Consider the following 24,708-nt stretch of genomic DNA (forward strand, 5'->3'; position numbering starts at 1 on the left):
TGCCGCTCCTTAGCCGATACGTTCAAAGATTTTGTCGAGCTTCTCTTTGAGGGTGGCAGCGGTGAACGGCTTGACGATATAGCCATTGACCCCGGCCTGGGCGGCTTCGATGATCTGCTCGCGTTTGGCTTCGGCAGTCACCATCAGAACCGGCAGGTGCTTGAGCTTGTCGTCGAGGCGAATCGCCTTGAGCAGGTCGATGCCCTGCATGCCGGGCATGTTCCAGTCGGTGACCACGAACTGGAAGTCGCCATTTTTCAGCATCGGCAACGCCGTGTTGCCATCGTCTGCTTCATGGGTATTGTTGTATCCCAGGTCACGCAGCAAGTTCTTGATAATCCGGCGCATCGTTGAAAAGTCATCGACGATGAGGATTTTCATGTTCTTGTCCAAAGTTCCTCCTAAATAGCCGCCAAGACGGCTCACTTACATGATGCAGATCGCAGGTTTTATGGTGCGGATTATGCCTTAGAGTTGTGCTCCAGTGTAGCCAGTACAACCACTTATAAATTCCAATCTCGCAAACGGGCGCGCAGCCTGTGCATGGCCTGACTATGAATCTGGCTCACCCGAGACTCACTCACACTCAATACTTCACCGATCTCGCGCAGATTCAGCTCTTCATCGTAATAAAGGGAGAGCACCAGCGCCTCCCGCTCCGGCAGGCGGGCGATGTGCTCGGCCAGAGCCCCCTGGAAGCGTTCGGCCGCCAGATCGTCGAATCCTCCCTGACCGTTGCCGTCATCGGGATGACCGATGACATCTTCACTGACGCCCAGATCCTCAATGCCGATGATCTTGCCGCAGGAGACATCCTGCAGCATGGCATGGTACTCCCCGAGGGACACCCCCATATTGGCGGCCACCTCGGTGTCTCTGGCATCCCGGCCATGGGCCTGCTCCACGTTCTCGATCGCTTCTGCGATGGCACGGCTGTTGCGGTGCACCGAGCGGGGCACCCAGTCCCCACGGCGGATCTCGTCGAGCATGGCACCACGGATGCGGATGCCGGCATAGGTTTCAAAGCTGGCGCCCTTGCTGCCGTCAAAGTTGCGGGAAGCTTCGAGCAGCCCAATCATACCTGCCTGGATCAGGTCATCCAGCAAGACACTGCTTGGCAGGCGAGCCAATAAATGCTGGGCAATCCGCTTGACCAGCGGAGCGTGTCGCTCGACCAGCACGTAGGAATCCTGATGACGCAAGTATGCTTGGGCTTTATTCACGGGAGTCTTCCTGTGTTATGACCGGCTTTTGCAACAAGTTTTCCAGGAAAAATTCGAGGTGGCCGCCCGGCTGATTCGGGATGGGCCAGCTCGCCGCCTTGTTCGCCAGGGCACGAAATACCAGGGCGGCAGGGGATTTTGGAAACGCCTCAACTATCAGTTTCTGCTTGCGCACCGCGGCCCGCAGGTTGGTGTCGTAAGGCACGCAGGCCACCAGCTCCAGGGAGGTATCCAGGAAGCGGTCGGTGACCCGGGTCAGCTTGGCGAACAGCTCCTGCCCCTCGCGCAGGGAGCGGACCATGTTGGCCACCACCTTGAAGCGGAACACACCGTGATCCTTGGAGAGGATCTTGATGAGCGCGTAGGCATCCGTGATGGAGGTGGGTTCATCGCACACCACCACCATGATGTCCTGGGCGGCGCGGGTGAAGCTCAGCACCATGTCGGAAATCCCCGCCGCCGTGTCCACCAGCAACACGTCCACCTGGGTCTTCATCTCGCTGAAGGCGCGGATGAGCTCGGCATGTTGTACCGGGGAGAGCTCGACCATGGACTGGGTACCCGAGGTGGCTGGCACTATCATCATGCCGTAGGGCCCCTCGACGATGATGTCATCCAGGGTGCATTCCCCCGCCAGCACATGGGAGAGGTTGCGATGCACCCTCAGCCCCAGCATGACGTCGACGTTGGCCAGGCCAAGGTCGGCGTCCAGCACCAACACCCGCTTGCCCTGGGCGGCCATGGCTCCCGCCACGTTCAGGGTCACGTTGGTCTTGCCGACGCCCCCCTTGCCTCCGGACACGGCGATCACTTTCACTCGATTGTTTTGACGCATTTTGCGCAGACCACTCGCCTGATCCATATACATGTTACTCATAAAACTCCGAATCTTCGGATTCGCCAAAACCCGATCCCCAGAAATAGGGATCTTCTGCTTCCCGTTCCAGCGACCCCATGGCGGCACCGACCAGCAGCGCCGCGTTGGCAACTTGAATATCTTCCGGCACCCGTTGCCCGTCGGTGATGTAACTGATGGGCAGGGCGTTTTGAATGCACACGTTGATCACTTCACCCAGATTCAGGCTCTCGTCTAGCTTGGTCAGAATGCAGCCGGAGAGCGGAATGCGCCGGAAGTGATCCACCGCCTCCTGCATCACCCGTCGCTGGGAGGTGGCCGACATGACCAGATAACTGCGTATACGCACCTTGGCATTCTTCACCAGGGTGTCGAGCTGTTCGGTCAGGCGGATATCCCGCTGACCCACCCCGGCGGTGTCGATGAGCACCAGCCGGCGATGGCGGAACTGATAGAGGGCACTGGCCAGCTCTTCGGCGTCCCGCACCTGACGCACCGGGCAACCCATGATGCGACCATAGGTCTGCAGCTGTTCGTGGGCCCCGATCCGGTAGTTGTCCGTGGTAATGAGCGCCACCTGCTCGGCGCCATACTTCATGGCAAAGCGAGCCGCCAGCTTGGCGATGGTGGTGGTCTTGCCCACCCCGGTCGGTCCGAGCAGGGCCACCGCCCCTCCCTGACGCAGGATCTCGTCCTCGCTGATCTTGAGCTGGGCCGTCAGCACCTCGGCCAGCTGGGCCATGGCCTGATGGATCGGCATGTCTTCGGGGATGAGGCCCGCCAGCTGATCGGCGAAGGCGTCGTCAAACCCCATCTTCTTGAGCTCCTTGATGAGCAGGGCGCGCATGGGTTCGCGGCGTTCCACCTCCTGCCACATCAGGCCGGAGATCTGGTGCTCCAGCAGCTTGCGGATGCTGGCCATCTCCTTGCGCATCCCCTCCATCTCCTGATCTCGCTGGGCGGACTGGGCCTGGCGCGGGGCGGCGGCAGGACGGGCCTTGGGCTTGGCGGGCTCGGGAGCGGCGCCCCACTGGCCCTGTTCGGCCAGGGTTCTGGGAGCACTGGCCGCGCCCGCCAGTCCGGCGGACTGGGTGCCGGCAGCGCCATTGGCGGGCCAGGAGGCCGAGGCCGGCTGACCGTTGCCTCCGTTGCCAGACCATGATCCCGGTGCGGCATTGCCACCCGCCGGGTTGGCCGGATTGAGCTTCTGCTGGCGTGCCAGCAGGGCCGCCAGGGTATCGGCGTAGTATTCGTTCTGTTCCTTGGGTGGCGCCGACCTCGTCATCTGCTTGCCCGCAGACGAGATATTGACGCTCTCTTCATTCAACTGACGGCGAACCGGCGCGTCTTTGGGCCCCGGTACCTGGGATTGATAATCGACGGCCGCGACTATCTCCACCCCACCGGTGACCTTTTTGTTGGACATGATGACGGCATCGGGTCCGAGAGTCTCCTTGACCTCGGCCAGCGCCGTGCGCATGTCTTTGGCAAAAAACCGCTTAATCTTCACCCGTCATCTCCGCTAACTAGCCCTGTCCCACCGCACTGACGATGCGGATCTGCTTGTCGTCAGGCACTTCCTGATAGGACAGCACGCGTAATCCAGGAATGGCATTCTTGACAAATTTCGCCAGGGTATTGCGCAATATCCCCGATGTCAGAAGCACGGCCGGCTGGCCTTCCAGTTCTTGTCGTTGAGTGGCTTCCACCAGGGAGCGTTGCATCCGCTCCGCCAGTCCCGGTTCGATACCGGCGCCATCTCCCCCACCTGCTTGCAGGGATTGATGCAATATACGTTCCAGTTCTGGTGACAAGGTGATCACCGGCAGCTCGGGCTCGGGGCCGGCAATCTCCTGCACAATCAATCTACGCAGGGCGATCCGGCAGGCTGCGGTCAGCACTTCCGGGTCCGGGCTGCGGGGCGCATATTCCACGAGGGTCTGCAGGATAGTGCGCATATCGCGAATTGGCACGCCTTCATTGAGCAAATTCTGCAATACCTTCACCAGGTTGCCCATGCTGATCACCTCGGGAACCAGTCCTTCCACCAGCTTGCTCTGATGCTTCCCTATCATGTCAAGCAGTTGTTGCACCTCGTCATGACCCAGCAGCAGCGCCGCATGGTTGGAGAGGATCTGGCTCAGGTGGGTAGCCACCACGGTGGCCGCATCGACCACGGTGTAGCCAAGGGTCTGGGCCTGGGAGACCTGCTCCTTGGCGACCCAGACCGCCTCCAGCCCGAACGCCGGGTCCTGGGTGGCGATACCGTGGATCTGGCCGAACACCTGCCCCGGGTTGATGGCCATCTCCTTGTCGTGATAGACGGTGGCTTCCCCCGTACTCACGCCCATCAGGGTGATGCGGTACTGGTTGGGGGCAAGATCCAGATTGTCGCGAATGTGGACGGCAGGCACCAGAAAGCCCAGCTCCTGGGAGAGCTTCTTGCGCACCCCCTTGATCCGGTTGAGCAGCTCGCCCCCCTGATTCTTGTCCACCAGCGGGATCAGCTGATAACCCACCTCCAGGCCGATGATGTCCACCGGCATGACGTCGTCCCAGCTGAGATCCTTCTGCTCCACCGGGGCATCCCCCTGGGCCGGCATGAGTTCGCCGCTCGCCGCCTTCGCCTTGTTCTGCTTCTCGCGGCGCAGCAGCCACCAGGCGCCCGCCGCCGCCACCGCCCCCAGGCTCAGGAAAGCCAGGTGCGGCATGCCGGGCACGCTGCCCATCATCAGCAGGATGCCTGCGGAGATCACCAGCGCCTTGGGATTTTCGAACAGTTGGCCGAGTACCGCTGTTCCCATGTCTTGGTCGGTATTCTGACGGGTGACGATGATGGCCGCGGCAATGGAGAGCAGGAGCGAGGGGATCTGGGCGACCAGACCGTCACCGATGGCGAGCAGGGTATAGACCTGGGCCGCTTCGCCGAAGGTGAGCTGGTGCTGCATCATGCCGATGATGAAGCCGCCGATGATGTTGATGAAGAGGATCATGATGCCCGCGATGGCATCCCCCTTCACGAATTTGGAGGCACCGTCCATGGAGCCGTAGAAGTCCGCTTCCTGAGTCACGTCCTGACGGCGCTTCTTGGCCTCTTCCTGGTTGATGAGACCGGCGTTCAGATCCGCATCGATGGCCATCTGCTTGCCGGGCATGGCGTCAAGGGTGAAGCGGGCGCTCACCTCTGAGATCCGGCCCGCCCCCTTGGTGACCACCACGAAGTTGATGATCACCAGGATCATGAAGACGATGATGCCCACGGCATAGTTGCCGCCGATCACCACGTTGCCGAACGCCTCGATCACATGGCCTGCCGCCGCGCTGCCGTTGTGGCCTTCCAGCAACACCACCCGGGTGGAGGCGACGTTGAGGGCGAGCCGCAGCAGGGTGGCGATCAGCAAGACGGTGGGGAAGGCGGCAAATTCCAGGGGGCGGCGGGTATAGACCGCCACCAGCAGCACCACGATGGAGAGGGCGATGTTGAATGAGAAGAGGATATCCAGCATCAGGGGCGGAATGGGGAGTACCACCATCCCCAGAGAGGCCAATACCAGCAGCGGCGTCCCTACCCCTCTGCTGAGCAGCCACTTGTACTCTTTGAAACGGCCCAGTCCCGCTTTGAATCCCATCGTGCTTCTCAATGATAAACTGCCAATGACGGATTAAAGCAAATATCAAGCCAAGGATTCAATGCATTGATCTATATGGCTTTTATTTTAACGCTGTCAGAAGTCCGTCGTTGGCGTCACGGGGAATGGTGACAGGGGGAAGCTGCCTTCACCAAGCCGGCCAAAGGCCAGCCCAGGCCATGGGGCGAGGCGCCGCGCCTCGACAGGGAGATTGCGGCCTTGTTTTCGACACAAGGGAGAGATCGGATGGTGGGGACATCCCACCGCTTTATTTGCGAAACGCGGGGGCGCAAGGGAGAGAACCCGGGATCAGGCTGCCTCCACTGCGTTATTTGCGAAACTCGGGTGGAATGGGCAGATCCGTGGCGATGGGGGTCGGACGCCGGCCGCGGCCACGGCGGAACTTCTTGAGCTGATAGACATAGGCCAGCACCTGGGCGACGGCGGCGAAGAGCCCCTCCGGGATCTCCTGGCCAATCTCGGTGGCGTGGTAAAGGGCCCGGGTGAGCGGCGGGGAGGACATGACGGGGATGTCGTATTCGCGCCCGATCTCCCGGATCTTCATCGCCACCTCGTCGACCCCCTTGGCCAGTACCTTGGGCGCAGCCCCCGGCTTGCCCGCATCGTATTTGAGCGCCACCGAATAGTGGGTCGGGTTGGTGATGATCACATCGGCCTTGGGGACATCCCCCATCATGCGGCGCATGGCCATCTGCATCTGCAACTGGCGTATCCGCCCCTTGACCTCGGGCTTGCCTTCGCTGTCCTTGAACTCGTCCTTGATCTCCTGCTTGGTCATCTTGAGCTGGCGATTGTGGTTCCAGCTCTGGAACGGCACATCGATGGCGACAATAGGGATCAGGGCGCAGCAGAGGATGATCAGCATCCAGAGCAGCAGGTCCAGGGCATCGACGATGCCGCCGGGAAAGCCCTCAAGAGAGAGATTCAGCAGATGGTTGAACTGGCTTGATAGCATCCACCAGGCGAACAGACTAATAAACACCACTTTTGCGATGGATTTGACAAGTTCCACCAGAGATTGCACCCCAAACATCCTTTTGATGCCGCTCAGGGGGCTCAGCTTGCTCCACTTGGGCAGCATGGCCTCGGAGGAGAAGTTCATCCCGCCGAGCAGGGTGTTGCCGACGAAGGCGGCGATGATCACCAGCATGAACAGCAGCCCCAGAGGCTGGATCAGCTCCCCCAGCAGGGCAGGCACCATGGCCCCCATGGCATTGGGGTCGAACGCCTGATCCCGGTCCAGGGTAAAGCCCATGGTGAGTACCTTGATCATGGCCCCTGCCAGACTCTCCTTGATCATCAGGAGGCCGAACACGGTCGCCAGCAGGACGCTGGCGGTACCCAGCTCCTTGGAACGTGCAATCTGCCCTTTTTCCCGGGCTTGTTGCAGTCGTTTGCCCGTGGGTTGTTCTGTGCGTTCCTGATCGGTATCAGCCATGCTGGCCTCCTGCCGGCATCAGCCGACTGGCGGCCCGCCAGACTGGCAGCAAAAGGGCCGCAACCGGGAGGGCCTCAGTCATGCTGGCCCCCGAAGCACTGGACGTTGATGAGCTCGCAGCTGGTCTCCTGCACCCGCTCCCAGAGCGCGTCGAAGTGCCCCATGAAGCCACCTATGGTGAGCCAGAGGATGAACAGGCCCGACATCATGCTGACCGCAAAGCCGATGCTGAAGATGTTAAGCTGGGGGGCCGCACGGGTCATCACCCCGAACGCGAAGTTGATCAGCAGCAGGGCGATGATGGCCGAAAGCGCCATCACCAGAGAAGCCTGATACATGACCCCGAGAAAGCTCACCAGGCTGCGGATGGCAGGCAGGGTGAGCCCGCTGTCAGATACCGGCAGGGTTTCGAAACTCAGCACCACCATGCGCAGCATCAGCAGGTGGCCGTCCACCGCGAGAAACACCAGGGTCGCCAGCATCAGGTAGAACTGGCCCACCACGGGAGCCGACTGGCCGTTCATGGGATCCACCAGGGTGGCAAAGCCCAGGCTGGTCTGCATGGCGATGACCTGACCCGCCATCACGAAGGTCTCCAGCAGGAACTGGGTCATGAGGCCGAGCGCGATGCCGATGAGCAGTTGCTGCCCCAGCACCAGGAAGCTGCCTAGGGAGAAGAGCTCGATCTTCGGCATGGGGGGCAGCAGGGGGGCGATGATGAGGGTGATCGCCAGCGCCAGGCCGATACGGATATGGGCGGGGGCGAGCCGGCTGCCGAAGACCGCCATCACCATCAGGAGACTGCTCACCCGGGCCAGAGGCCAGAGGATGGAGGAGAGCCACTCCATGATGAGCGCCGTGGTGTAGGTCATGACAGCAACACTCCCGGCAGGGGCAAGCCAACGGGAGGACGCAGGCCCCGGTCTGCCTCGGCCAGAGCAAAAGAGTGGCCCTTGGCTGGCATCAGCCCACCACCTCGGGGATCTGGCTCACCATCAGCTGGAAGAAGTCCATCAGACTCTGCAATCCCCAGTGAGCCCCCGCCCCCAGGGCCAGCAGGGTGACCACCAGACGGGGCAGGAAGCTCAAGGTCTGTTCGTTGATGGAGGTGGCGGCTTGGAAGATGGCGACCACCAACCCCACCATCAGGCTCGGCAGGATCACGGCGCACACCATGATGGTCACCAGCCAAAGCGCCTCGCGAAAGACGTCGACGAAGGTTTCAGGACTCATTGCTCGCTCCTTGTGATGGGTTTGCCCAGGGCCGCATCCTCCTGGCCTCCTCTTTCGAGAGAAAGAGAGGCCTCGCTTCCTCCCCGAGTGAATGGGAGAGCCGGGGGAGGGTCTGCCCTCCCCTAACCACCCGAGCCCAGCCCGAAGCTGGTGGCCAGGGAGCCCAGAATAAGGTTCCAGCCATCTACCATGACGAACAGCATCAGCTTGAACGGCAGGGAGACCAGCATGGGGGAGAGCATCATCATCCCCATGGCCATCAGGATACTGGCGACCACCAGATCGATGACCAGGAAGGGCAGAAATAGCATGAAGCCTATCTGGAAAGCGGTCTTGAGCTCGCTGGTGACAAAGGCCGGGATCAGCACCCGCAGCGGCACGTCAGCAGGCTCGGCTACCTGCACGTTCGCTATCTCCATGAAAGTATTGAGATCCTTGACCCGGGTCTGGGCCAGCATGAACTGGTGAATGGGCAGCTCCGCCTTCTCCAGGGCCTCCTTGGCCCCGATGGTCTCGGCCAGATAGGGCTGCAACGCCTCGTTGTTGATGCGATCCAGCACCGGCGACATGATGAAAAACGACATGAAGAGGGCGATGCCGATCAGCACCTGGTTGGAGGGGCTCTGCTGCAGACCGATGGCCTGGCGCAGGATGCCGAGCACCACGATGATTCGGGTGAAGGAGGTCATCATGATCACCATGGCCGGCAGGAAGGAGAGCGCGGTCATCAGCGCCAGTACCTGCAGGGTCAGGCTGTACTCCTGACTGCCATCCGCCATGGTCTTGACGGTGAGTGCCGACATGCCGTCCTGGGCCATCGCCAGGGGCGAGAGCACCAGAGAGAGCAGTGCCAGCCACCGGGTCCAGTTAACGTTGTTCATGCTTGCCCATCAGTTTGCCCAGTTGCTCGGAGAACGCCTGGGGCTGGCTCTCGTCCAGCGGCTCCTCCAGGCGATAGAGGAAGTTGACCTGCTGCGGCGTCACCCCGACCAGCAGCTGCTGGCCGCCCACCTTGACCACCATCAGCTTCTCCTTGTAGCCAAGGGGCAGGGTGGCGATGACCTTCATCTGGCCCCCTCCCATCGCCTGGGAAAGCTTGCTCTTCTTGAGCAGGAAGCCGAGCACCAGGATGAGGCCGATCACCATCAGGCTGGAGAGCAGCCAGGAGGTGAGGCTGGGGGGATTGGCCCCTACCCCCGGGTTGGCCAGGGCTGGCAGGGAAAACAGCCACAACGGGAGCACACGGATCATTTGAGCTTCTTGATCCTTTCAATCTGGCTGATGACGTCGGTGAGGCGGATACCGAACTTGTCGTTCACCACCACCACCTCGCCGTGGGCGATCAGGGTGCCGTTGACCAGCACATCCAGGGGCTCACCCGCCACCCGATCCAGCTCCACCACCGAACCCTGGTTCAGTTGCAGCAGGTTGCGAATGCTGATCTGGCTGCGGCCCACTTCCATGGCGATGGTCACCGGGATGTCCAGAATGGTGTCCAGCTTGCGCCGCTCTTCAGCGCTGATGGGGGCTTCGTCCTTCAACTCCTCCAGGGGGGCAGGCTTGGCTTCGGCCGTGACCTGCTCCTCCAGTGCGGCCGCCCAGGCGTCAGCCATCAAATCCTGCTCGTCATCGGTTCCGCTCATCTTCAATTCCTCAGTGTTGCAACACCTCCCCCGGGGGGAGGATCAATCAGGGTGTTTGTCAGAGATGCTTCGCTCGAGCTCTTCCAGCTCGGCTTCGCCATCAATGCGCACGCCCCCGCGGGTCACCAGATGCATCTCTGTCTTGACCCCGTCAGGGCGCTTGATTTTGTCGGTGATCTTGAGCGCCACGTTCTCCTTGGTGCGCCCCATCTTGGCGTGGAAGGTGGGCAAGTCCTCCACAAAGACCAGCAGGTTCTCCGGCATCTCCACCGGGATGATGTCCCCGGGTCTGAGCTCCATCAGCTCACGCAAGGAGAGCTCGGTCTCCAGCAGCTTGGCCTTGAGCTCCACCTTGACGTCCATGATCTCGTCGCGCAGGGCCTTGCTCCAGCGCACGTCGGTATCCCCTTTGTCGCTCTGCACCCCCGCATCCAGCAATTCGCGGATGGGTTCCAGCATGGAGTAGGGCATGGCCACGTGGAAGTCGCCGCCACCGCCGTCCAGCTCGATGTGGAAGGAGCTCACCACGATCACCTCGGTGGGGCTGACGATGTTCGCCATGGCCGGGTTCACTTCGGAGTCGAGGTATTCAAAGCCCACGTCCATCACCGGCGCCCAGGCATCCTTGTAGTCCTCGAACACCAGCTTGAGCAGCATCTGGATGATGCGCCGCTCGGTGGGGGTGAATTCCCGCCCCTCGATCTTGGCGTGGTAGCGGCCGTCACCGCCGAAGAAGTTCTCCACCAGGATGAAGACGAGGCGGGCCTCCATGGTGATGAGCGCCGTGCCCTTCAAGGGGCGGAAGCGCACCATGTTCAGGCTGGTCGGCACGAACAGGGTGTGCACGTACTCGCCGAACTTCAGCATCTGCACGCCGTTGATCGACACCTCCGCGGTGCGCCGCATCATGTTGAACAGGCTGATGCGCATGTGGCGGGCGAAGCGTTCGTTCACCAGCTCCAGGGTCGGCATGCGGCCACGGACGATGCGGTCCTGGGAAGAAAAGTCGAACTGGGTGATGCCGGGATCCCCGGCAGGCCCTAACTCTTCCTCTTCGACATCATCGACACCGTGCAGCAGGGCATCAATTTCGTCCTGACTTAACAGATCGCTCACGCTTCACCTTTTATTGCATGACAAAGCCGGTAAACAGCACTTGTTCGATTACGGGGGAAGAGACCAGGTCGTTCAGCACCCGGCGACACTCTTCCAGCGAGTCCTGTCGCAGCTTCTCCTTGCCTTCGAAGGTCATCAGCTGTTCGGCTGTCGCCGCGCTGAAGACCCGCAGCAGGGTGCCTTCGATCAGGGGAATATTCTGTTTGGCCAGGGTCTCGTCGGGGGCCCCCCGCACCATCAGCTGGATCTTGATCTGCACCAGCCGATCCCGCTGGCTGCCCGCCACGTTGAACACGAAGGGGCGCGGCATGCCCACATAGAGTGAGGGCTGGGGCGTGTTGGCCTCAGGCTTGGCCTCGGCCTGCTCGGCCGGCGGTGTATCCGAGCCGGCGAACATGAACCAGGCACCGGCCCCGCCGCCGCCCAGCAGGACGACAACCAGGGCGACTATCATGATCAACTTCTTTTTCTTGGCCGCCGCCGGGTCTTTCAGCGTCAGCTCGTTATCCTCTGCCATCCCTTGTCCACCCTAGTCTTAAACTTGTTCGGTATCATAAACTTACTTATGAATGCATCAAGCATAGAAATCGATCCCGGCATCGTTTGCCGATTCCACCAGCAGGCTCAGGGTGCGGGACCCGCCCTCGCCCCCCGTCTGCTCGCCGCCACCGAAGCCGCCCCCCCCCTGCTGACCCTGACCACCGAAGGCTGACTGGCCCTGGGATTGCTGCTGGGCCTGCTGCTGCGCCTGCTGTTGCGACTGCTGCTGCACCTGGGTCTGGCCGAGCTGGATCCCCTGTCCCGCCAGCATCTCCCTCAGCCGCGGCATGGCCTGCTCCAGCATCTCCCGGGTCTGGCCATGCTGCACCACGAAGTGGACGTTGGCCTGGCTGGAGGCATCAATCTGGATCTGGATCTTCATCTTGCCAAGGCCCAGGGGGTCGAGCTGGATCTCCGCCTGTTGCAGCTTGTCCGCCAGCATCAGGTTCACCTTCTGGTGCAACTGGGCCGGCGCCTCCGGGGTCGCCAGCTTGAGGTGGGGCAGACTCTGGGGCTCCCGCCGTGCGGCGAGCTCGGCCGCGGGCTTGCTCTCGCCAGCCGCCGTCTGGGCAGGCGGCAGGGAGGCCGTGGCGTCGGTCTGTCCCGCCCCCTTGGTCTCAACCCCGCCAGGCTTGCCCACTTCGTCCAGGGACCCCTTCATATCGCTCTTCTTGAACTCGGCGGCAACCTTGACCATCGCGGGGGCCGACTCCATCTGCTGGATGCCGGCCGACAAGGCCGTCAGAGAGGCCTGGGGCCCCTGGGACTCCTGGCGGGCCAGGATCTGTTGCGGCGCCGCCAGCGTCGGCTCCGGGGTGCTCACGGGGGCGGCTGCCGGGCTGGGGCTGCCGGTCTGAGCCGTATTCTGTTCCGGCTTGGTCGTATTCTGTTCGAGCCTGGCTGCCTGCACCGGCTTGTTCTCCGATGCGTCCTGAGCCGAGCCGGGCTTGCCGTCCCCGGTCGTGCCCGTCAGCCCGTCCCGGGTGCTGGCCTCACGGGGCAGGTTCCCAGCGGCATTGGGCGCGTCACCCTGGGCTGTCACCTGACTGTCCAGACCAACCTTGACCAGCCCCTCGCCGAAGGACCTGGCCGCACCGGCCTGCGCCGTTGGGGCTTCGAGGTGTACCGCAGTGCCGGTTCCCTTGTCAGCAGCGGCCTCCGGGCTCGGGATCACTTTTGATAGCAAAGCCGCCCGCTCCGCGCCGGACAGGGGGGATGGCCCCTCGGTCTTGGCCCGTGTGGCGCCAGTGTCGGCGGCCTTGTCTGTACCCTTCTCCGTGCCTTTCTCCGCAATCTGGTCGGGAGCGGCGGATCCGAGCTCTGCGTCGCTCGCCACAAGGGCGTCTGCCAGGGTCCCTTGTCCCCCCTTGCTTGCGCCAGCCTCGGTCGTAGCAGATTTATCCACGCTCTGGACATCGCCGCGCACCGCGGTTTGCGTCGTCTCGCCGTCCGCTGCTAGTGCTGGCTCAGCCTTTGCGAATCCGGTCTGAGCCAGGGCGCCTCTGGCAAGGTCGCTTTGTGTCACGTCGCCCTGTGCCTGGCCACTCTGTATCGGGCCACGGGCTGTCGCCCCGGTCTGTGCCAGCTCGGTCAGTCCTGCGCTGCCCGGCACAGGGCCGCTCGGCGGCATCGGTGCAGGCTTTGCGGTAACGCCCTTGCCTTCGGCACCGGGCCCGGACAGGGCACGGGACTCGACCAGCGGCTGCGACTCGGGCGGCAAGTCATTGCCGTCGACGGGCGCACTCTCTCCCTGAGGTGAAGGAGGCACGGCGGGGTGCACCAGGCTCACGTCCTGACGCAGGGAGGCCTGCAACTGCTGAAGGAAATCGTCGGGGGGCAGACCCGGCTCGTCACCCGCCGCCCTCGCGGGCTGGGTCTCGTCGGCAGGGAGGTCGGCAGACGCCAAAGATTTGGCATCAGCGCCGTTCGTCTGCGGGATATCGTCACTCACCTGAGGCGTCATCGCGGCCTGACTGGCGGGGGCCTTGCCCATCAGCTGGGCCCTGACCATGGCGTCGGAGAAGGCAACCTTGCCATCGACCGGCAGCTGACCCCCCTCTACTCCTCCGATGGGAAGCGCCGAGGACGCACTGCTGTCGCTGGAAAGCACCTGAGCGGGCGTTTTAATCAACTGGGTCTGTATCATGCTGGGATCCCTGGCGACGATTCGGTGATGACAGCACGAGCAGCGGGGTAGGCCACGTGCCCGTTCAGACTATGGAAAGCAAATTACAGGCCAGATTGGTGGTAACGACGCTGGATGGCGTAATCGTCCAGCATCTTCTGCTCCTGGCGCTGGGCCTTCTGGCGCACCTTGTCCGCCTTCTTCTCCAGCAACAGCTCCACCGCCTTGCGCCGCTGCTGGGCCTCGAGCCACTGGGTACGGCACTGGGCCAGCGCCTCGCGCACCTGAAGCACCCCCTGGTACTGCTGGGTGGCCGCATTCTCGAGCTTGTTGATGAAGGCGTGATACTGGCTGTTCTGTTGGGGGCTGATCCCCTGCAGACCGCGGTCGGTCCACTGCTGGTGATAGATCTGGCGGTACTGATTCAGCGCCTCTTGCTGCTCCATAAACAGCTTCAAGTCCTGCTGCGCCTTGGCCAGCGCCATGGCGGCCTGGTTCTCGGCCTCCACCAATCGGGTCGCCAGCAACTCCAATCCTTTACTCATCTCGGCACTCCAGCGGCATTATCGGCTCAACGCATCAATGGCATGGCGACCATGTGCAGGGATTGCAGGCCTTCGTCGTAGGGAATGACCTCGCGCATCTTCTGTTGCAAGAACTGATCCAGATAGGGTTTCTGGATGATGGCCCGGTCGATCCTGGGATCCGATCCCTGGCTGTAGGCGCCTATGGTGATGAGATCCCGGTTCTGCTGGTAGAGGGAGTAGAACTGCTTGAAGGTGCGCGCCAGCTCCATGTGCTCAGGCGAGGTGACCATGGGCATGACCCGGCTGATGGACTTCTCGATGTCGATGGCCGGGTAGTGCCCCGCATCCGCCAGCTCCCGCGCCAGCACGATGTGGCCGTCGAGGATGGCCCGCGCCGCATCGGCGATGGGGTCCTGCAGATCGTCCCCCTCCGTCAGCACGGTGAAGAACGCCGTGATGGAACCCTGACCGTCGCTGCCGTTGCCGGCCCGCTCCACCAGCGCCGGCAATTTGGCAAACACCGAGGGGGGATAGCCCTTGGTGGCCGGCGGCTCCCCCACCGCCAGTGCAATTTCCCGCTGGGCCTGGGCGTAGCGGGTGAGGGAGTCCATCAGCAGCAGCACGTTGAGCCCCTGCTCGCGGAAATACTCGGCGATGGCGAGCGCCGTCTCGCACCCCTTGAGGCGCATCAGCGGCGAGGCATCGGCAGGGGCGGCCACCACCACGGCGCGCTCGCGCCCCTCGGCGCCGAGGATCTCCTCGATGAACTCCTTCACCTCCCGGCCCCGCTCGCCGATGAGGCCCACCACGACGACATCCGCCACCGAGCCCCGGGTCATCATGCCAAGCAGCACGGATTTGCCGACACCGGAGCCGGCGAACAGCCCCATGCGCTGACCCCGGCCCACGGTGAGCACGGCATTGATGGCCCGTACCCCCACGTCCATGGGTTGATGGATGGGGCGACGGGCCAGGGGATTGATGCGGTGCTGGGCGAACTGCACCGTCTGGGACGAGAGGATGGGACCGAGCCCGTCCAGGGGCTGGCCGATGCCGTCGATGACCCGGCCAAGCAGACTCATGCCCACCGGAATGCCGTGATCTTCGGTGACGGGCACCACCCGGGCGCCGGGAATGACCCCCTTGAGCTGCTCGCTCGGCATCAAGAACAGGCGATCCCCGGCAAACCCCACCACCTCGGCCTCCAGGGCCCCATCCTGGGTATCGATACGGCACAGGGAGCCGATGGCGGCGCGGCAGCCAATGGCTTCCAGGGTCAACCCCACCACCCGGGTGAGCTTGCCTGCCACGGGCGGTATGGGGGCCTGCTCGCGAACCCGGTAGCCTTTAAGCCGATCAAGAAGGGGTGCCGTCATGTCGCCTCCGACGATGGGTGCCTGATGATGCCGTCAGCAGGGCGCTGCACGACGGGTTCGAACCGGGCCATGGCTCAGCTCGCGTTGTCACGCAGGAAATTGCGCAGCAGCTGATCGATGCGCCCACAGAGGGTAAGATCGATGCTGGAAAGCTCGGTGGCCAGTTGCAGATCGCCGGGGGAGAAGGTGGGCTCGCTTTGCAGCCGCCAGTGGCGCCTGGCGCACTCCTCGGCGCCAAAAGCGGCCTCTACCCGGGTCACATCCTCCGGGTGCAGCATCAGGGTGACCCCCTGCTCGGCGGCAGGGAGCAGGGCCAACCCCTGCTTGAGGGCCTCCAGCAGCAGCGTGGGGGAGGTTTGCGCCTCATGGCGGATGAGGGCGCGGGCGAGCTGTTGCACCAGGGCGATGAGCTGCTGCTCCACCGCCTCGTCCATCTCGCCAAGGGGAGTGGCCAGGCGTGAGACCAGGGCTTGCCAGCGGGCTATCTCCAGCTCCACCTGCTCCCGCCCCATGGCGAGTCCCTCTTCCCTGCCCTGCTCCAGCCCGGCCTGGTGGCCCTGCTGCAAGCCTTCGAGCTTGCCCTCTTCCAGCCCCTTGGCAAAACCGGCCTCGCGCCCATCGCGCATCCCCTCTTCCCAGGCGGCCTGACGAATCGCCTCCACCTCTTCGGCGGTGATGCTGGGGGCGGGTTCTTCGGGTTGTTCTTCCGGCAGGGCCGCATCGGCCTGCTCCTGACGATACCAGTCAGGAGCCAGCCCCAGGGCATTGGTCTCGACCTCGGCTTCGGTCTCCATCTCTGGCCAGCCCCAGGTCTCAATCTGCGCCGTGTCGGACTCGGGCCTCAGATAGCCGCGCAGTTTGCTGTTCTTGTCATTCATGTGCCGAAGAGACTCCTATCGAGGGCCGGGTACAGGGCCGACATCATCGCACATTCCATGGCCCATGGCTTAGAGGAACTCTTCGCCACCACCCGCCCCCAGCATGATCTCGCCCGCATCCGCCAGGCGGCGCGCCGTGGAGAGGATCTCCTTCTGGGCGGCCTCCACCTCGGAGACCCGGATCGGCCCCATGGCCTCGAGGTCGTCCGCCAGCATCTCGGCGGCCCGCTTGGACATGTTCTTGAATACTTTTTCCCGCATCTGGTCGTCCGACCCCTTGAGGGCCCGTTGCAGCAGATCCCCGGGCACTTCCCGCAGCAGGGTCTGGATACCCCGATCGTCCACGTCGATGAGGTTTTCGAACACGAACATCAGATCCTGGATCTGCTGGCTCATCTCCTCGTCCGACTCGCGGATGGAGTCCATCAGCTGCCCTTCGATGTTGGTGTCCAGGTAGTTCATGATGTTGGCCGCCGCCTTCAGGCCGCCCATCTTGGCCGCCTGGGCACCGGCTGCACCGGCGAACTGTTTCTCCATGATGTCGTTGAGCTCCTGCAGCGCCGCCGGTTGCACCTCTTCGAGGTTGGCGATGCGCATCACCAGATCCAAGCGCACCTGCTCCGGGAACTGGCTCAGGATCTCGGCGGACTGCTCCGGCTCCAGATAGGAGAGGACGATGGTCTGGATCTGCGGGTGCTCGTTCTGGATGATGCTGGCCACCTGGCGGGCATCCATCCACTTGAGGGAGTCGAGGCCACGGGCGCCTGAGCCCAGGATGATCTGATCCACCAGGTTGCTGGCCTTGTCCTCCCCGAGCGCCGCCACCAGAGCCTTGCGCACGAAGTCTTCACTGCCGATGCCGATGTTGGTGTACTTCTGGATGTCGTCGATAAATTGACGATGCACCGCCGCCACCCGATCGTGGCTGAAATCCGACATGGAGGCCATGGACATGCCGAGCCGCTGCACCTGCTTGGGCTCGAGGTGGCGAAAGATCTGGGCCGCGTCCTCCTCGTTGAGGCTCAGCATCAGCACCGCCGCCATCTCCATGCCCCCCATCTGATCCAGGATCAGACGCTGGCTTTCGGTGATGTCGTTGCCGGTGACCTGGCTTTTATTCTCTTCAGGCATCTTTGGTTACCCATTCTTTGATGACCTGGGCGGCCAGGTCAGGTTCGTTCGCTACCAGGGCGCGCACGGCCTTGAGCAGATCCTCGTCACGGTGCAGGTCAGGCAGCTTGAGCTGACCATCCCGCAGACCGAATACCGGTTCGGCCTCGGCCTGGGCGGCCAGCAGGCTCAGTTCGTCGTCGCCACCCAGCACGGTGTGGTTGTCGAAGTCCAGCTCCCCTTCCGGCTTGGCGTCCGGGTAGAGCAGGCGCTTGAGCATGGGCCGCACCACGGTGACGATGAGCACTATGATGACCAGCACTGAGGCGGCGATGCGCACCGCGCGCCAGAACCAGGGCTGCTCGTAGAGGGGGATGTCGGCCACGGTCTCGAGTTCCGGACGGTTGAACGGAATGGCGACCACCTCCAGGGTATCCCCCCGGGTCACGTCAAAGCCCAGACCGCCGCTCAGCAGACGGCGCAGGGTATCGAGTTCGGCCTGGCTGCGGGCTTCCCGGGTCACGGCACCGTCGGCGCCGGGGATGGCCTTGTAATCCACCGCCACCGACACCGTCATGCGGCGAATGCCGCCCTGCTGGCGCCGGATGTGGCTGACGGTGGTGTCCAGTTCGAAGTTGCGGGTCGCTTCCTTGCGGGAACGGCCGGAAGAGGCGGTTCCTTCCCCGCCGGCAGCCTGCTCGGGAATGTTGGACGCGGCGGGCGGCTGGTTGGAGAGGGCGCCGGGCACCCCGCCGTTGCTGCCGCTGGCGCTGTTCTCTTCCATGGTCATTTCGGAGCGCACCGCCGGCAGGTCCGGGTTGTAGGTCTTGCGGGTCTGTTCCTGCTGGGAGAAGTCGAGGGAGAGATCCACCTCTGCCGTATAGTTGTCGGCCCCCAGCACCGGGATCAGGATGGCGTCAATTTTTTGTTTGTATTCGAGCTCCTGCTTCTGCTGCATCGCAAACTCCTTGCGGGTCTGGGCAGAGAGGGGATCCTGGGAGCCGGAGTTGAGCAGGCGACCGTTCTGGTCGGTCACGGTGACGCGGGTCGGCTCCAGACCGTGAACGGCGGAGGCGACCATGTCGACGATGGAGTCCACCTCACCCTGGCCCAGGGCGTTGCCCTTGAGGCTCAGGACCACGGTGGCGCTGGGCTTGCGTTCGTTGCGGGCAAACACGTTGTCTTTCGGGATGGCCAGCAGCACCTGGGCCTTGGCTACGTTCTGGAACTGCTCGATGGCGCTCGCCAGCTGACGCTCGCGGCTCAGTTTCAGGCGCTCGCTCTCCATGCGCTGGCTGACGCCGAAGCTGGAGTCCTTGAGCAGGATGGCTTCGCCGTCGTTGCTGGCGTCGCTGTTGTTGGCCAGACCGGCGCGGGTCAGGCGCAACCGGATGTCCGCATAGTTTTCAGCACTGACCAGCACGCTCTTGCCATCCACCTGATAGGGGATCTTCTGCTGATCCAGGTAATCCAGGGTGGAGACCAGCTCCTGGGTGGTGAAGGTGCCGAGGGGACGCATCTCCGGCTCCTTGCCCCACAAGAGGATGAAGACGGCGATGGCCAGACAGATGGTCAGCCCCAGGATCAGGGTGATCTGGCGCAACACATCGGTGTTGGACAGGAAGCCCAGCGCCGAGCTCTTCTGCTCGTGCTCGTCGAGGGCGGCCGCCCCCTCGTTGTTGATCAGCAGATCGCCGTTTTGATCAGTTGCCACGGTTTATGTCCTTATTGCTGACATCTTCATGATGCTCGGTCGCCATGGGCCCGAGTTACACCGGCATGTTCATGATGGTCTTGTAGGCATCGACCATCTTGTTGCGCACCTGCACCGTCGCCTCGAAGGCGATGGAGGATTTCTGGCCGGCGATCATCACCTGGGAGAGATCCACCGACTTGTCGCCGAGATCGAAGCGGGTACGCAGATCGTTGGCGGTGCCCTGCAACTCGTTGACGTTGTCCAGGGCCTGTTGCAGCATCTGGCCGAAATCCGAGCTGACCGGACGACCGGGCTGGGTCAACGGCGTGGCACCGGCTTCCACCTTGAGGGCCTGCATCTCTTGCATCAGGCTGCTTGCGCTAATTTCCATCTTCCCTTCCCAGACAAATCATTGACACTGACTGGCTTGAAGCAATAAAGGTGCCAACCAGAGCGAGATCTCGAGATCAGGGATAAAAGCGGGGCGCGATCAGGCCGACGGGCACCGGCCATCCGGGGATCAGGCCGCAGAGCCGGGGGGATCGCCCAGCAGCCGCCGCAGGTAGATGCTCTGCTTGTCCCACTCCCGGCGGTGGGCAACCATCCGATCCTGCTCGGCCTCATGGGTCATCTTGCTCTCCTTGTCGCTGGACTCTGTGCGGCGCCCATGAAAAAGAGGGCCCAAGGCCCTCTTTTTACTGCAAGTCCCGACAATTAAACAGAGTGCACCTCGATCTCCTCCAAGAAAAAACGAGTCAGATCGGCAGGGATCACTTGTTCAGGTCATCATCCAGCCAGTACTTGGAGCCCGAGATGTTGGCGTCAAGCAACAGCCCCTTCTCGCCAATCTGGTAGATGGCCATGCCGCCATTGTACTTGGCGGTGAGCTCGGCGCTCTCCTTGCCCGCCACGGCGCCCACCTCGGAGGTGGCTTCCCACCCCTTGCTGACGAAGGCATCGAACCTCGCCTTGTCCTCGAACAGGATCACCTGCTGGTAGAACTTGCCGCCGATCCCGGCCGCAAGACCGGCACCGAACATCTTCATGTAGGTGTGCTTGCCACTGGTGCGATTGACGGCGACCCCGGCCCCCTGATTGGTGTGGATCATCAGGGAGAACTTGCGCGAGTCGAACACCGCATAGCCATAAGCCTTGTCAAACAGCAACTTGGCCGAGGGCTGCTCGTTGAACAGCCGCACCAGGGCGGTATCGGCCATGGTATCGAGGGCGGTTCTCGCCTCCTCCGGGGTCTTGGGCTCGAGCATGGTGTCGAGCTTCTTGTCGGCGGCGGTCAGCCACTCCTTGCCGGTGGCCGCACTCTCTGCCGTCCAGGCCCCCGCCTTGTTGTAGGCCTCGGCCCCCCAGCTGGACACCGACTCCCAGGTCTCCTTGGAAAAATCGGTGATCCCCTTCCACGCCTCCTTGCTGGTATCGCTCACCGCGGTACCGAGTTCGGAGGCGGCCTCCTTCAGCTTTGCCCAGTCGGCCAGACCGGGGGTCGAGGCCAGCGCCAGTGCCGTGGCTATCACCAGGAATCGAATCTTCATTGTTTCCACCCTCTGTGATGAGTCGAAGGTCACAGTAGCAGATCTGGCGCCTGCCCGTTAAGGGCATCCCCCCGGCGCGGGTCAGACGCTGACGCGCAGGGGCTCAACGAAGCCGTTTGCCCTGACCGTCCACCACCTGCTCACCATCCTCCTTGGCAAAGGCCCCTTGCTGCGGGTCGGGCAGGATATCGAGCACCACCTCCGACGGGCGGCACAGCCGGGTGCCGAGGGGCGTGACCACGATGGGCCGGTTGATGAGGATGGGATGGGCCAGCATGGCGTCGATCAGTTCGTCATCGCTGAAGCGATCTTCTGCCAGCCCCAGCACTTCGTAGGGGGGCACGTTCTTTCGCAGCAGATCGCGCACCGGCATGCCCATGGCGGCGATCAGGGCCACCAGCTCGTCGCGGGAGGGGGGCGTCTCCAGATAGTGGATGATGGTGGGCTCCACACCGCTGTTGCGAATCAGCGCGAGGGTGTTGCGGGAGGTGCCGCACTCCGGGTTGTGATAGAGGGTGATTGCACTCATTTGCCTGTCTCTCATGACTCAAGTGAATAGAAATGGGTTAGTGGCCATCCGTTAGCGCCTTAGTCCCGCCTCGTACCAGGGTTTGCTGGCGTTGACCACGCGCACCACCAGCAGCATGACCGGCACCTCGATGAGCACCCCGACCACGGTGGCGAGCGCCGCGCCCGAATGAAAGCCGAACAGGCTGATGGCGGCGGCCACCGCCAGCTCGAAGAAGTTGGAGGCCCCGATCAGGGCGGAAGGGCAGGCCACCGAGTGCTTCTCCCCCACCTTGCGGTTGAGCCAGTAGGCGAGCCCTGAGTTGAACAGCACCTGGATCAGGATGGGCACCGCCAGGAGGGCGATGACCAGCGGCTGCTCCATGATGGCGTTGCCCTGGAAGGCGAACAGCAGCACCAGGGTGAGCAGCAGGGCCGCCACCGACCAGGGCTGGATGCGGGTCATGACGCCGTCAAAATGGGCCTGCCCCTTTCTCAGCAAGGCCTTGCGCAGCAGCTGGGCGAGGATGACAGGGATGACGATGTAGAGCACCACCGAGGTGAGCAGGGTATCCCAGGGCACGACTATGCTGGAGACCCCGAGCAGCAGCGCCACCAGCGGGGCAAAGGCAAACACCATGATGAGGTCGTTCACCGCCACCTGCGACAGGGTGAAGTAGGGATCGCCGTTGGTGAGGCGACTCCAGACAAACACCATGGCGGTACAGGGGGCCGCTGCCAGCAGGATCAGCCCAGCCACGTAACTGTCGAGCTGATCCGCCGGCAGCCAGTCGGCAAACAGCACCCGGATGAAGAGCCAGCCGAGGAAGGCCATGGAGAAGGGCTTAACCAGCCAGTTGATGAAGAGGGTGACCCCGATTCCCTTGAGGTGCCCCTTCACCTGGTGCAGGGCGCCAAAGTCGATCTTGAGCAGCATGGGGATGATCATCACCCAGATAAGCAGCCCCACCGGCAGGTTGACCCTGGCCACCTCCATGGCGCCGATGGCCTTGAAGAGACTCGGCAACCCCTGCCCCAGACCAATGCCCACCAGGATGCAGAGGGCGACCCAGGCGGTCAGATAACGTTCAAAAAAGCCGATGGCAGAGGCTGCCTTGGCCTCACAGTTTGCAGACATGATGACTCCCGGTGCGATCCACGCTCGCACCCCAGGTTGAATAGATGAATGACACGGCACATGGGCATCGACAGCCCTGGCCCGTTACGACTCGCCGCAGCAGGGCGACGGCCCCTCGGCGCGGGAAGCGCTGCCGGGCCCGGCGGGCAGCAGGCCGCACGCCTCGGGATGACCGGCGCAGCATTCCTCGGTGAGGTAGGCGATCACTCCCAGCATCAGGGGGATGTTGGCGCGGTAGCGCAGAAAGCGCCCCTCCTGCTCCACCGACAGCAACCCGGCGTTGAGCATCCCCTTGAGGTGAAACGAGAGGGTATTGGGGGCGATGTCGAGCTCGCCGGCCAGCTCCCCCGCGACCCGCCCCTCCAGCCCGGCCTTGACCAGCAGCCGCCACACCTCGAGCCGGATGCCGGAAGCCAGCGATTCAAAGACCTTGGTGGCCGTCTCTTTGTTCATGGGTCTCCCCCCTTGAATGCTTCATTTCAACTATACAAGAATTATTGAAATGATCAAAGTGTCACCACCTAGCCGACATCGCGACGGGACGGGCCACCAGAGGCGCCGTCCCGGCCATGTCGTGCCCGCCAGCGGCCTCATACCAGTCATATGGCTAATATATTTCCTCTCTTTATAAGGCAATCTTATGACCTTACCCCGGACAATCCTCCCGTTGGCCGCCCCGCTCACCGCGGCGCCCTGCCCCGCCGCAAAGCCGCAATGCCGCAGAACAACCCCCGGCGCCGGATGCACCAAAAGGCGATGAAACGAGAAATGGCCCCAGGCCCCGCCATCAGATGACGGGGCCTGGGGAATCCGGGAGAAACCGGGGAGGAGAGAGAGGCGCAATCAGGTGATCACGGGATGCATATTCCGGCCGATCATGAACACCGATTCTGGTTCAACGTGAACACCATTTCCGGACCAACGTGAACGCTCATTCCGGTTCAACCTGAACACTTTGCACCTCCTTTCCGGAAACAGTGTTCAACATCCCGGAATCACTGTTCACATTCACCAGAATCATCCTTAACGCATTGATTTAACAACCTTTGATACGCTCTCCCTTTTGCCAGGGAAGAGCCTATGTCTGCCAAGAGGATTGCAATGCGTAAAATTCGTGAAGTGCTGCGACTGCGGCTGGAAGCTGACCTCTCTGTTCGCCAGATAAGTTGCTGCACCAAGGTCAGCGTTGGCTCCATCCAGAAACTCCTCAAAAGTGCCCAGACGCTCGGCCTGACCTGGCCTTTACCTATCGAGCTTGATGATGGCCAACTGGCGGCCCTGTTCTATCCGCAGGCCGATACCACCATCTCGGCCCGCCATGTTGTACCGGATTGGCCCTCTGTCCATCAGGAGCTCAAGCGCAAGGGGGTCTCCAAACAGCTGCTCTGGGAGGAGTACACCCAGCGCTATCCCAATAGCTGTTACAGCTACTCCCAGTTCTGTGACCGTTACAAGTCCTGGTGTCAGTTGCAAAAGCGCTCCATGCGCCAGATCCATAAGGCGGGGGAAAAGCTCTTTATCGACTACTGCGGGCCCACGGTGCCCATCGTCTCGCCGACTACGGGTGAGGTCCGTCAGGCCCAGATCTTTGTCGCCGTGCTTGGTGCGTCCAACTACACCTTTGCCGAGGCCACCTGGTCCCAGTCACTGCCGGACTGGCTGCAAAGCCATGTCCGTGCCTTTGAGTTTTTCGGTGGTACACCGGCACTACTGATCCCCGACAACCTCAAGAGCGGTGTCAGCAAGGCTTGCCGATACGATCCCGAGCTCAACCCCAGCTACCAGCAGTTGGCCGAGCATTATCAGGTGGCGGTGATGCCAGCTCGTCCTTACAAGCCCAAGGACAAAGCCAAGGCCGAGGTGGGTGTGCAGATCGTCGAGCGCTGGATCCTGGCCCGTCTACGCCATCAGACCTTCTTCTCGCTTGCCGAGCTCAACCAGTGCATCCGGGCTTTGTTAAATGAGCTCAACGAGCGCCCGTTCAAGCAGCTGCCCGGTAACCGACGCGAGGCGTTTGAGCAGTTGGACCGCCCGGCACTGGGGTCACTACCGGTGCATCCCTATCGCTATGTCGCCATCAAAACGGTCAAGGTCAACATCGACTA

At 62.6% G+C, this 24,708-nt stretch carries 25 protein-coding genes; 1 reads left to right on the plus strand and 24 read right to left on the minus strand.

Annotated elements, in window-relative coordinates; genetic code table 11:
* Nucleotides 1-9 precede the first annotated feature (9 nt).
* The 24 genes from cheY to J9889_RS12315 form a co-directional block, all read right to left on the minus strand.
* Nucleotides 10-393, minus strand: coding sequence for a chemotaxis response regulator CheY (cheY, locus tag J9889_RS12200; RefSeq protein WP_010673934.1), 384 nt, complete (start codon nt 391-393; stop codon nt 10-12).
* Nucleotides 394-503: 110 nt separating this feature from the next.
* Nucleotides 504-1,223, minus strand: coding sequence for an RNA polymerase sigma factor FliA (locus J9889_RS12205; protein ID WP_041212632.1), 720 nt, complete (start codon nt 1,221-1,223; stop codon nt 504-506).
* A complete protein-coding gene (locus J9889_RS12210; protein WP_041215585.1) occupies nt 1,216-2,091 on the minus strand; it encodes a MinD/ParA family protein in 876 nt (291 codons plus the stop codon). Before J9889_RS12210 ends, J9889_RS12205 begins: the two co-directional genes overlap by 8 nt.
* A gap of 1 nt (nt 2,092) precedes the next feature.
* Complete coding sequence (gene flhF / locus J9889_RS12215; protein WP_041212630.1) at nt 2,093-3,589, minus strand: flagellar biosynthesis protein FlhF; 1,497 nt, start codon at nt 3,587-3,589, stop codon at nt 2,093-2,095.
* Between the two features lie 16 nt (nt 3,590-3,605).
* Complete coding sequence (flhA, locus tag J9889_RS12220) at nt 3,606-5,708, minus strand: flagellar biosynthesis protein FlhA (RefSeq protein ID WP_010673930.1); 2,103 nt, start codon at nt 5,706-5,708, stop codon at nt 3,606-3,608.
* A gap of 328 nt (nt 5,709-6,036) precedes the next feature.
* On the minus strand, nt 6,037-7,167 hold the full coding sequence (flhB, locus tag J9889_RS12225; protein ID WP_010673929.1) for a flagellar biosynthesis protein FlhB: 1,131 nt from the start codon (nt 7,165-7,167) through the stop codon (nt 6,037-6,039).
* A gap of 74 nt (nt 7,168-7,241) precedes the next feature.
* Complete coding sequence (fliR, locus tag J9889_RS12230) at nt 7,242-8,039, minus strand: flagellar biosynthetic protein FliR (protein ID WP_010673928.1); 798 nt, start codon at nt 8,037-8,039, stop codon at nt 7,242-7,244.
* 91 nt (nt 8,040-8,130) lie between these two features.
* A complete protein-coding gene (gene fliQ, locus J9889_RS12235; RefSeq protein WP_010673927.1) occupies nt 8,131-8,400 on the minus strand; it encodes a flagellar biosynthesis protein FliQ in 270 nt (89 codons plus the stop codon).
* 122 nt (nt 8,401-8,522) lie between these two features.
* The gene (fliP, locus tag J9889_RS12240) at nt 8,523-9,281 is read right to left on the minus strand and encodes a flagellar type III secretion system pore protein FliP (RefSeq protein ID WP_210556840.1); all 759 of its coding nucleotides are present in this window, start codon (nt 9,279-9,281) and stop codon (nt 8,523-8,525) included.
* A complete protein-coding gene (gene fliO / locus J9889_RS12245) occupies nt 9,268-9,651 on the minus strand; it encodes a flagellar biosynthetic protein FliO (protein WP_210556841.1) in 384 nt (127 codons plus the stop codon). Before fliO ends, fliP begins: the two co-directional genes overlap by 14 nt.
* Nucleotides 9,648-10,043, minus strand: a complete 396-nt coding sequence (fliN, locus tag J9889_RS12250) for a flagellar motor switch protein FliN (protein ID WP_010673924.1) — start codon at nt 10,041-10,043, stop codon at nt 9,648-9,650. Before fliN ends, fliO begins: the two co-directional genes overlap by 4 nt.
* Nucleotides 10,044-10,085: 42 nt before the next feature.
* Nucleotides 10,086-11,159: a flagellar motor switch protein FliM gene (gene fliM, locus J9889_RS12255; protein WP_210556842.1), complete on the minus strand. Its 1,074-nt coding sequence runs from the start codon at nt 11,157-11,159 to the stop codon at nt 10,086-10,088.
* Between the two features lie 10 nt (nt 11,160-11,169).
* Entirely contained in the window at nt 11,170-11,676 is a 507-nt protein-coding gene (fliL, locus tag J9889_RS12260; RefSeq protein WP_209793468.1) for a flagellar basal body-associated protein FliL, read from the minus strand.
* A 57-nt stretch (nt 11,677-11,733) separates the two neighbouring features.
* Nucleotides 11,734-13,845, minus strand: coding sequence for a flagellar hook-length control protein FliK (locus tag J9889_RS12265; RefSeq protein WP_210556844.1), 2,112 nt, complete (start codon nt 13,843-13,845; stop codon nt 11,734-11,736).
* An 83-nt stretch (nt 13,846-13,928) separates the two neighbouring features.
* A complete protein-coding gene (gene fliJ, locus J9889_RS12270; RefSeq protein WP_104455532.1) occupies nt 13,929-14,369 on the minus strand; it encodes a flagellar export protein FliJ in 441 nt (146 codons plus the stop codon).
* 26 nt (nt 14,370-14,395) lie between these two features.
* Complete coding sequence (gene fliI / locus J9889_RS12275; protein ID WP_104455531.1) at nt 14,396-15,727, minus strand: flagellar protein export ATPase FliI; 1,332 nt, start codon at nt 15,725-15,727, stop codon at nt 14,396-14,398.
* A gap of 74 nt (nt 15,728-15,801) precedes the next feature.
* Nucleotides 15,802-16,605: a flagellar assembly protein FliH gene (gene fliH, locus J9889_RS12280; RefSeq protein ID WP_010673918.1), complete on the minus strand. Its 804-nt coding sequence runs from the start codon at nt 16,603-16,605 to the stop codon at nt 15,802-15,804.
* 69 nt (nt 16,606-16,674) lie between these two features.
* Nucleotides 16,675-17,736, minus strand: coding sequence for a flagellar motor switch protein FliG (gene fliG / locus J9889_RS12285; protein ID WP_010673917.1), 1,062 nt, complete (start codon nt 17,734-17,736; stop codon nt 16,675-16,677).
* Nucleotides 17,729-19,429 (minus strand): flagellar basal-body MS-ring/collar protein FliF, encoded by a 1,701-nt coding sequence (fliF, locus tag J9889_RS12290; RefSeq protein WP_041212623.1) that lies wholly within the window; start codon nt 19,427-19,429, stop codon nt 17,729-17,731. The genes fliG and fliF overlap by 8 nt, the downstream gene beginning before the upstream one ends.
* Before the next feature lie 55 nt (nt 19,430-19,484).
* Nucleotides 19,485-19,802, minus strand: a complete 318-nt coding sequence (gene fliE / locus J9889_RS12295) for a flagellar hook-basal body complex protein FliE (protein WP_029314161.1) — start codon at nt 19,800-19,802, stop codon at nt 19,485-19,487.
* Between the two features lie 379 nt (nt 19,803-20,181).
* Complete coding sequence (locus J9889_RS12300) at nt 20,182-20,958, minus strand: lipoprotein (RefSeq protein ID WP_041212621.1); 777 nt, start codon at nt 20,956-20,958, stop codon at nt 20,182-20,184.
* A 103-nt stretch (nt 20,959-21,061) separates the two neighbouring features.
* Nucleotides 21,062-21,487, minus strand: coding sequence for a glutaredoxin-dependent arsenate reductase (arsC, locus tag J9889_RS12305; RefSeq protein WP_210556846.1), 426 nt, complete (start codon nt 21,485-21,487; stop codon nt 21,062-21,064).
* Between the two features lie 51 nt (nt 21,488-21,538).
* Nucleotides 21,539-22,603, minus strand: coding sequence for an ACR3 family arsenite efflux transporter (gene arsB, locus J9889_RS12310; RefSeq protein ID WP_210556848.1), 1,065 nt, complete (start codon nt 22,601-22,603; stop codon nt 21,539-21,541).
* An 84-nt stretch (nt 22,604-22,687) separates the two neighbouring features.
* A complete protein-coding gene (locus J9889_RS12315; RefSeq protein ID WP_010673910.1) occupies nt 22,688-23,056 on the minus strand; it encodes a helix-turn-helix domain-containing protein in 369 nt (122 codons plus the stop codon).
* A 627-nt stretch (nt 23,057-23,683) separates the two neighbouring features.
* Here J9889_RS12315 and istA point away from each other — a divergent pair.
* Nucleotides 23,684-24,708 (plus strand): IS21-like element ISAs29 family transposase (gene istA / locus J9889_RS12320; protein ID WP_210556850.1); only part of this gene is annotated, 1,025 nt, incomplete at its 3' end.

The organism is Aeromonas sp. PrichA-15, assembly GCF_017939245.1.
Classification (GTDB): Bacteria; Pseudomonadota; Gammaproteobacteria; order Enterobacterales; family Aeromonadaceae; genus Aeromonas; species Aeromonas caviae.

Excerpts from the sequence above, each read along its gene's own strand:
- J9889_RS12315 (WP_010673910.1), bottom strand. The coding sequence starts at position 23,056 with ATGAACAAAGAGACGGCCACCAAGGTCTTTGAATCGCTGGCTTCCGGC.
- arsB (WP_210556848.1), bottom strand. The coding sequence starts at position 22,603 with ATGTCTGCAAACTGTGAGGCCAAGGCAGCCTCTGCCATCGGCTTTTTT.
- J9889_RS12210 (WP_041215585.1), bottom strand. The coding sequence starts at position 2,091 with ATGTATATGGATCAGGCGAGTGGTCTGCGCAAAATGCGTCAAAACAAT.
- fliQ (WP_010673927.1), bottom strand. The coding sequence starts at position 8,400 with ATGAGTCCTGAAACCTTCGTCGACGTCTTTCGCGAGGCGCTTTGGCTG.
- fliL (WP_209793468.1), bottom strand. The coding sequence starts at position 11,676 with ATGGCAGAGGATAACGAGCTGACGCTGAAAGACCCGGCGGCGGCCAAG.
- J9889_RS12300 (WP_041212621.1), bottom strand. The coding sequence starts at position 20,958 with ATGAAGATTCGATTCCTGGTGATAGCCACGGCACTGGCGCTGGCCTCG.
- fliI (WP_104455531.1), bottom strand. The coding sequence starts at position 15,727 with ATGACGGCACCCCTTCTTGATCGGCTTAAAGGCTACCGGGTTCGCGAG.
- arsC (WP_210556846.1), bottom strand. The coding sequence starts at position 21,487 with ATGAGTGCAATCACCCTCTATCACAACCCGGAGTGCGGCACCTCCCGC.
- fliN (WP_010673924.1), bottom strand. The coding sequence starts at position 10,043 with ATGAGCGGAACCGATGACGAGCAGGATTTGATGGCTGACGCCTGGGCG.
- fliG (WP_010673917.1), bottom strand. The coding sequence starts at position 17,736 with ATGCCTGAAGAGAATAAAAGCCAGGTCACCGGCAACGACATCACCGAA.
- fliE (WP_029314161.1), bottom strand. The coding sequence starts at position 19,802 with ATGGAAATTAGCGCAAGCAGCCTGATGCAAGAGATGCAGGCCCTCAAG.
- fliR (WP_010673928.1), bottom strand. The coding sequence starts at position 8,039 with ATGACCTACACCACGGCGCTCATCATGGAGTGGCTCTCCTCCATCCTC.
- fliO (WP_210556841.1), bottom strand. The coding sequence starts at position 9,651 with ATGATCCGTGTGCTCCCGTTGTGGCTGTTTTCCCTGCCAGCCCTGGCC.
- fliP (WP_210556840.1), bottom strand. The coding sequence starts at position 9,281 with ATGAACAACGTTAACTGGACCCGGTGGCTGGCACTGCTCTCTCTGGTG.
- fliJ (WP_104455532.1), bottom strand. The coding sequence starts at position 14,369 with ATGAGTAAAGGATTGGAGTTGCTGGCGACCCGATTGGTGGAGGCCGAG.
- flhB (WP_010673929.1), bottom strand. The coding sequence starts at position 7,167 with ATGGCTGATACCGATCAGGAACGCACAGAACAACCCACGGGCAAACGA.
- flhA (WP_010673930.1), bottom strand. The coding sequence starts at position 5,708 with ATGGGATTCAAAGCGGGACTGGGCCGTTTCAAAGAGTACAAGTGGCTG.
- fliH (WP_010673918.1), bottom strand. The coding sequence starts at position 16,605 with ATGAATGACAAGAACAGCAAACTGCGCGGCTATCTGAGGCCCGAGTCC.
- J9889_RS12265 (WP_210556844.1), bottom strand. The coding sequence starts at position 13,845 with ATGATACAGACCCAGTTGATTAAAACGCCCGCTCAGGTGCTTTCCAGC.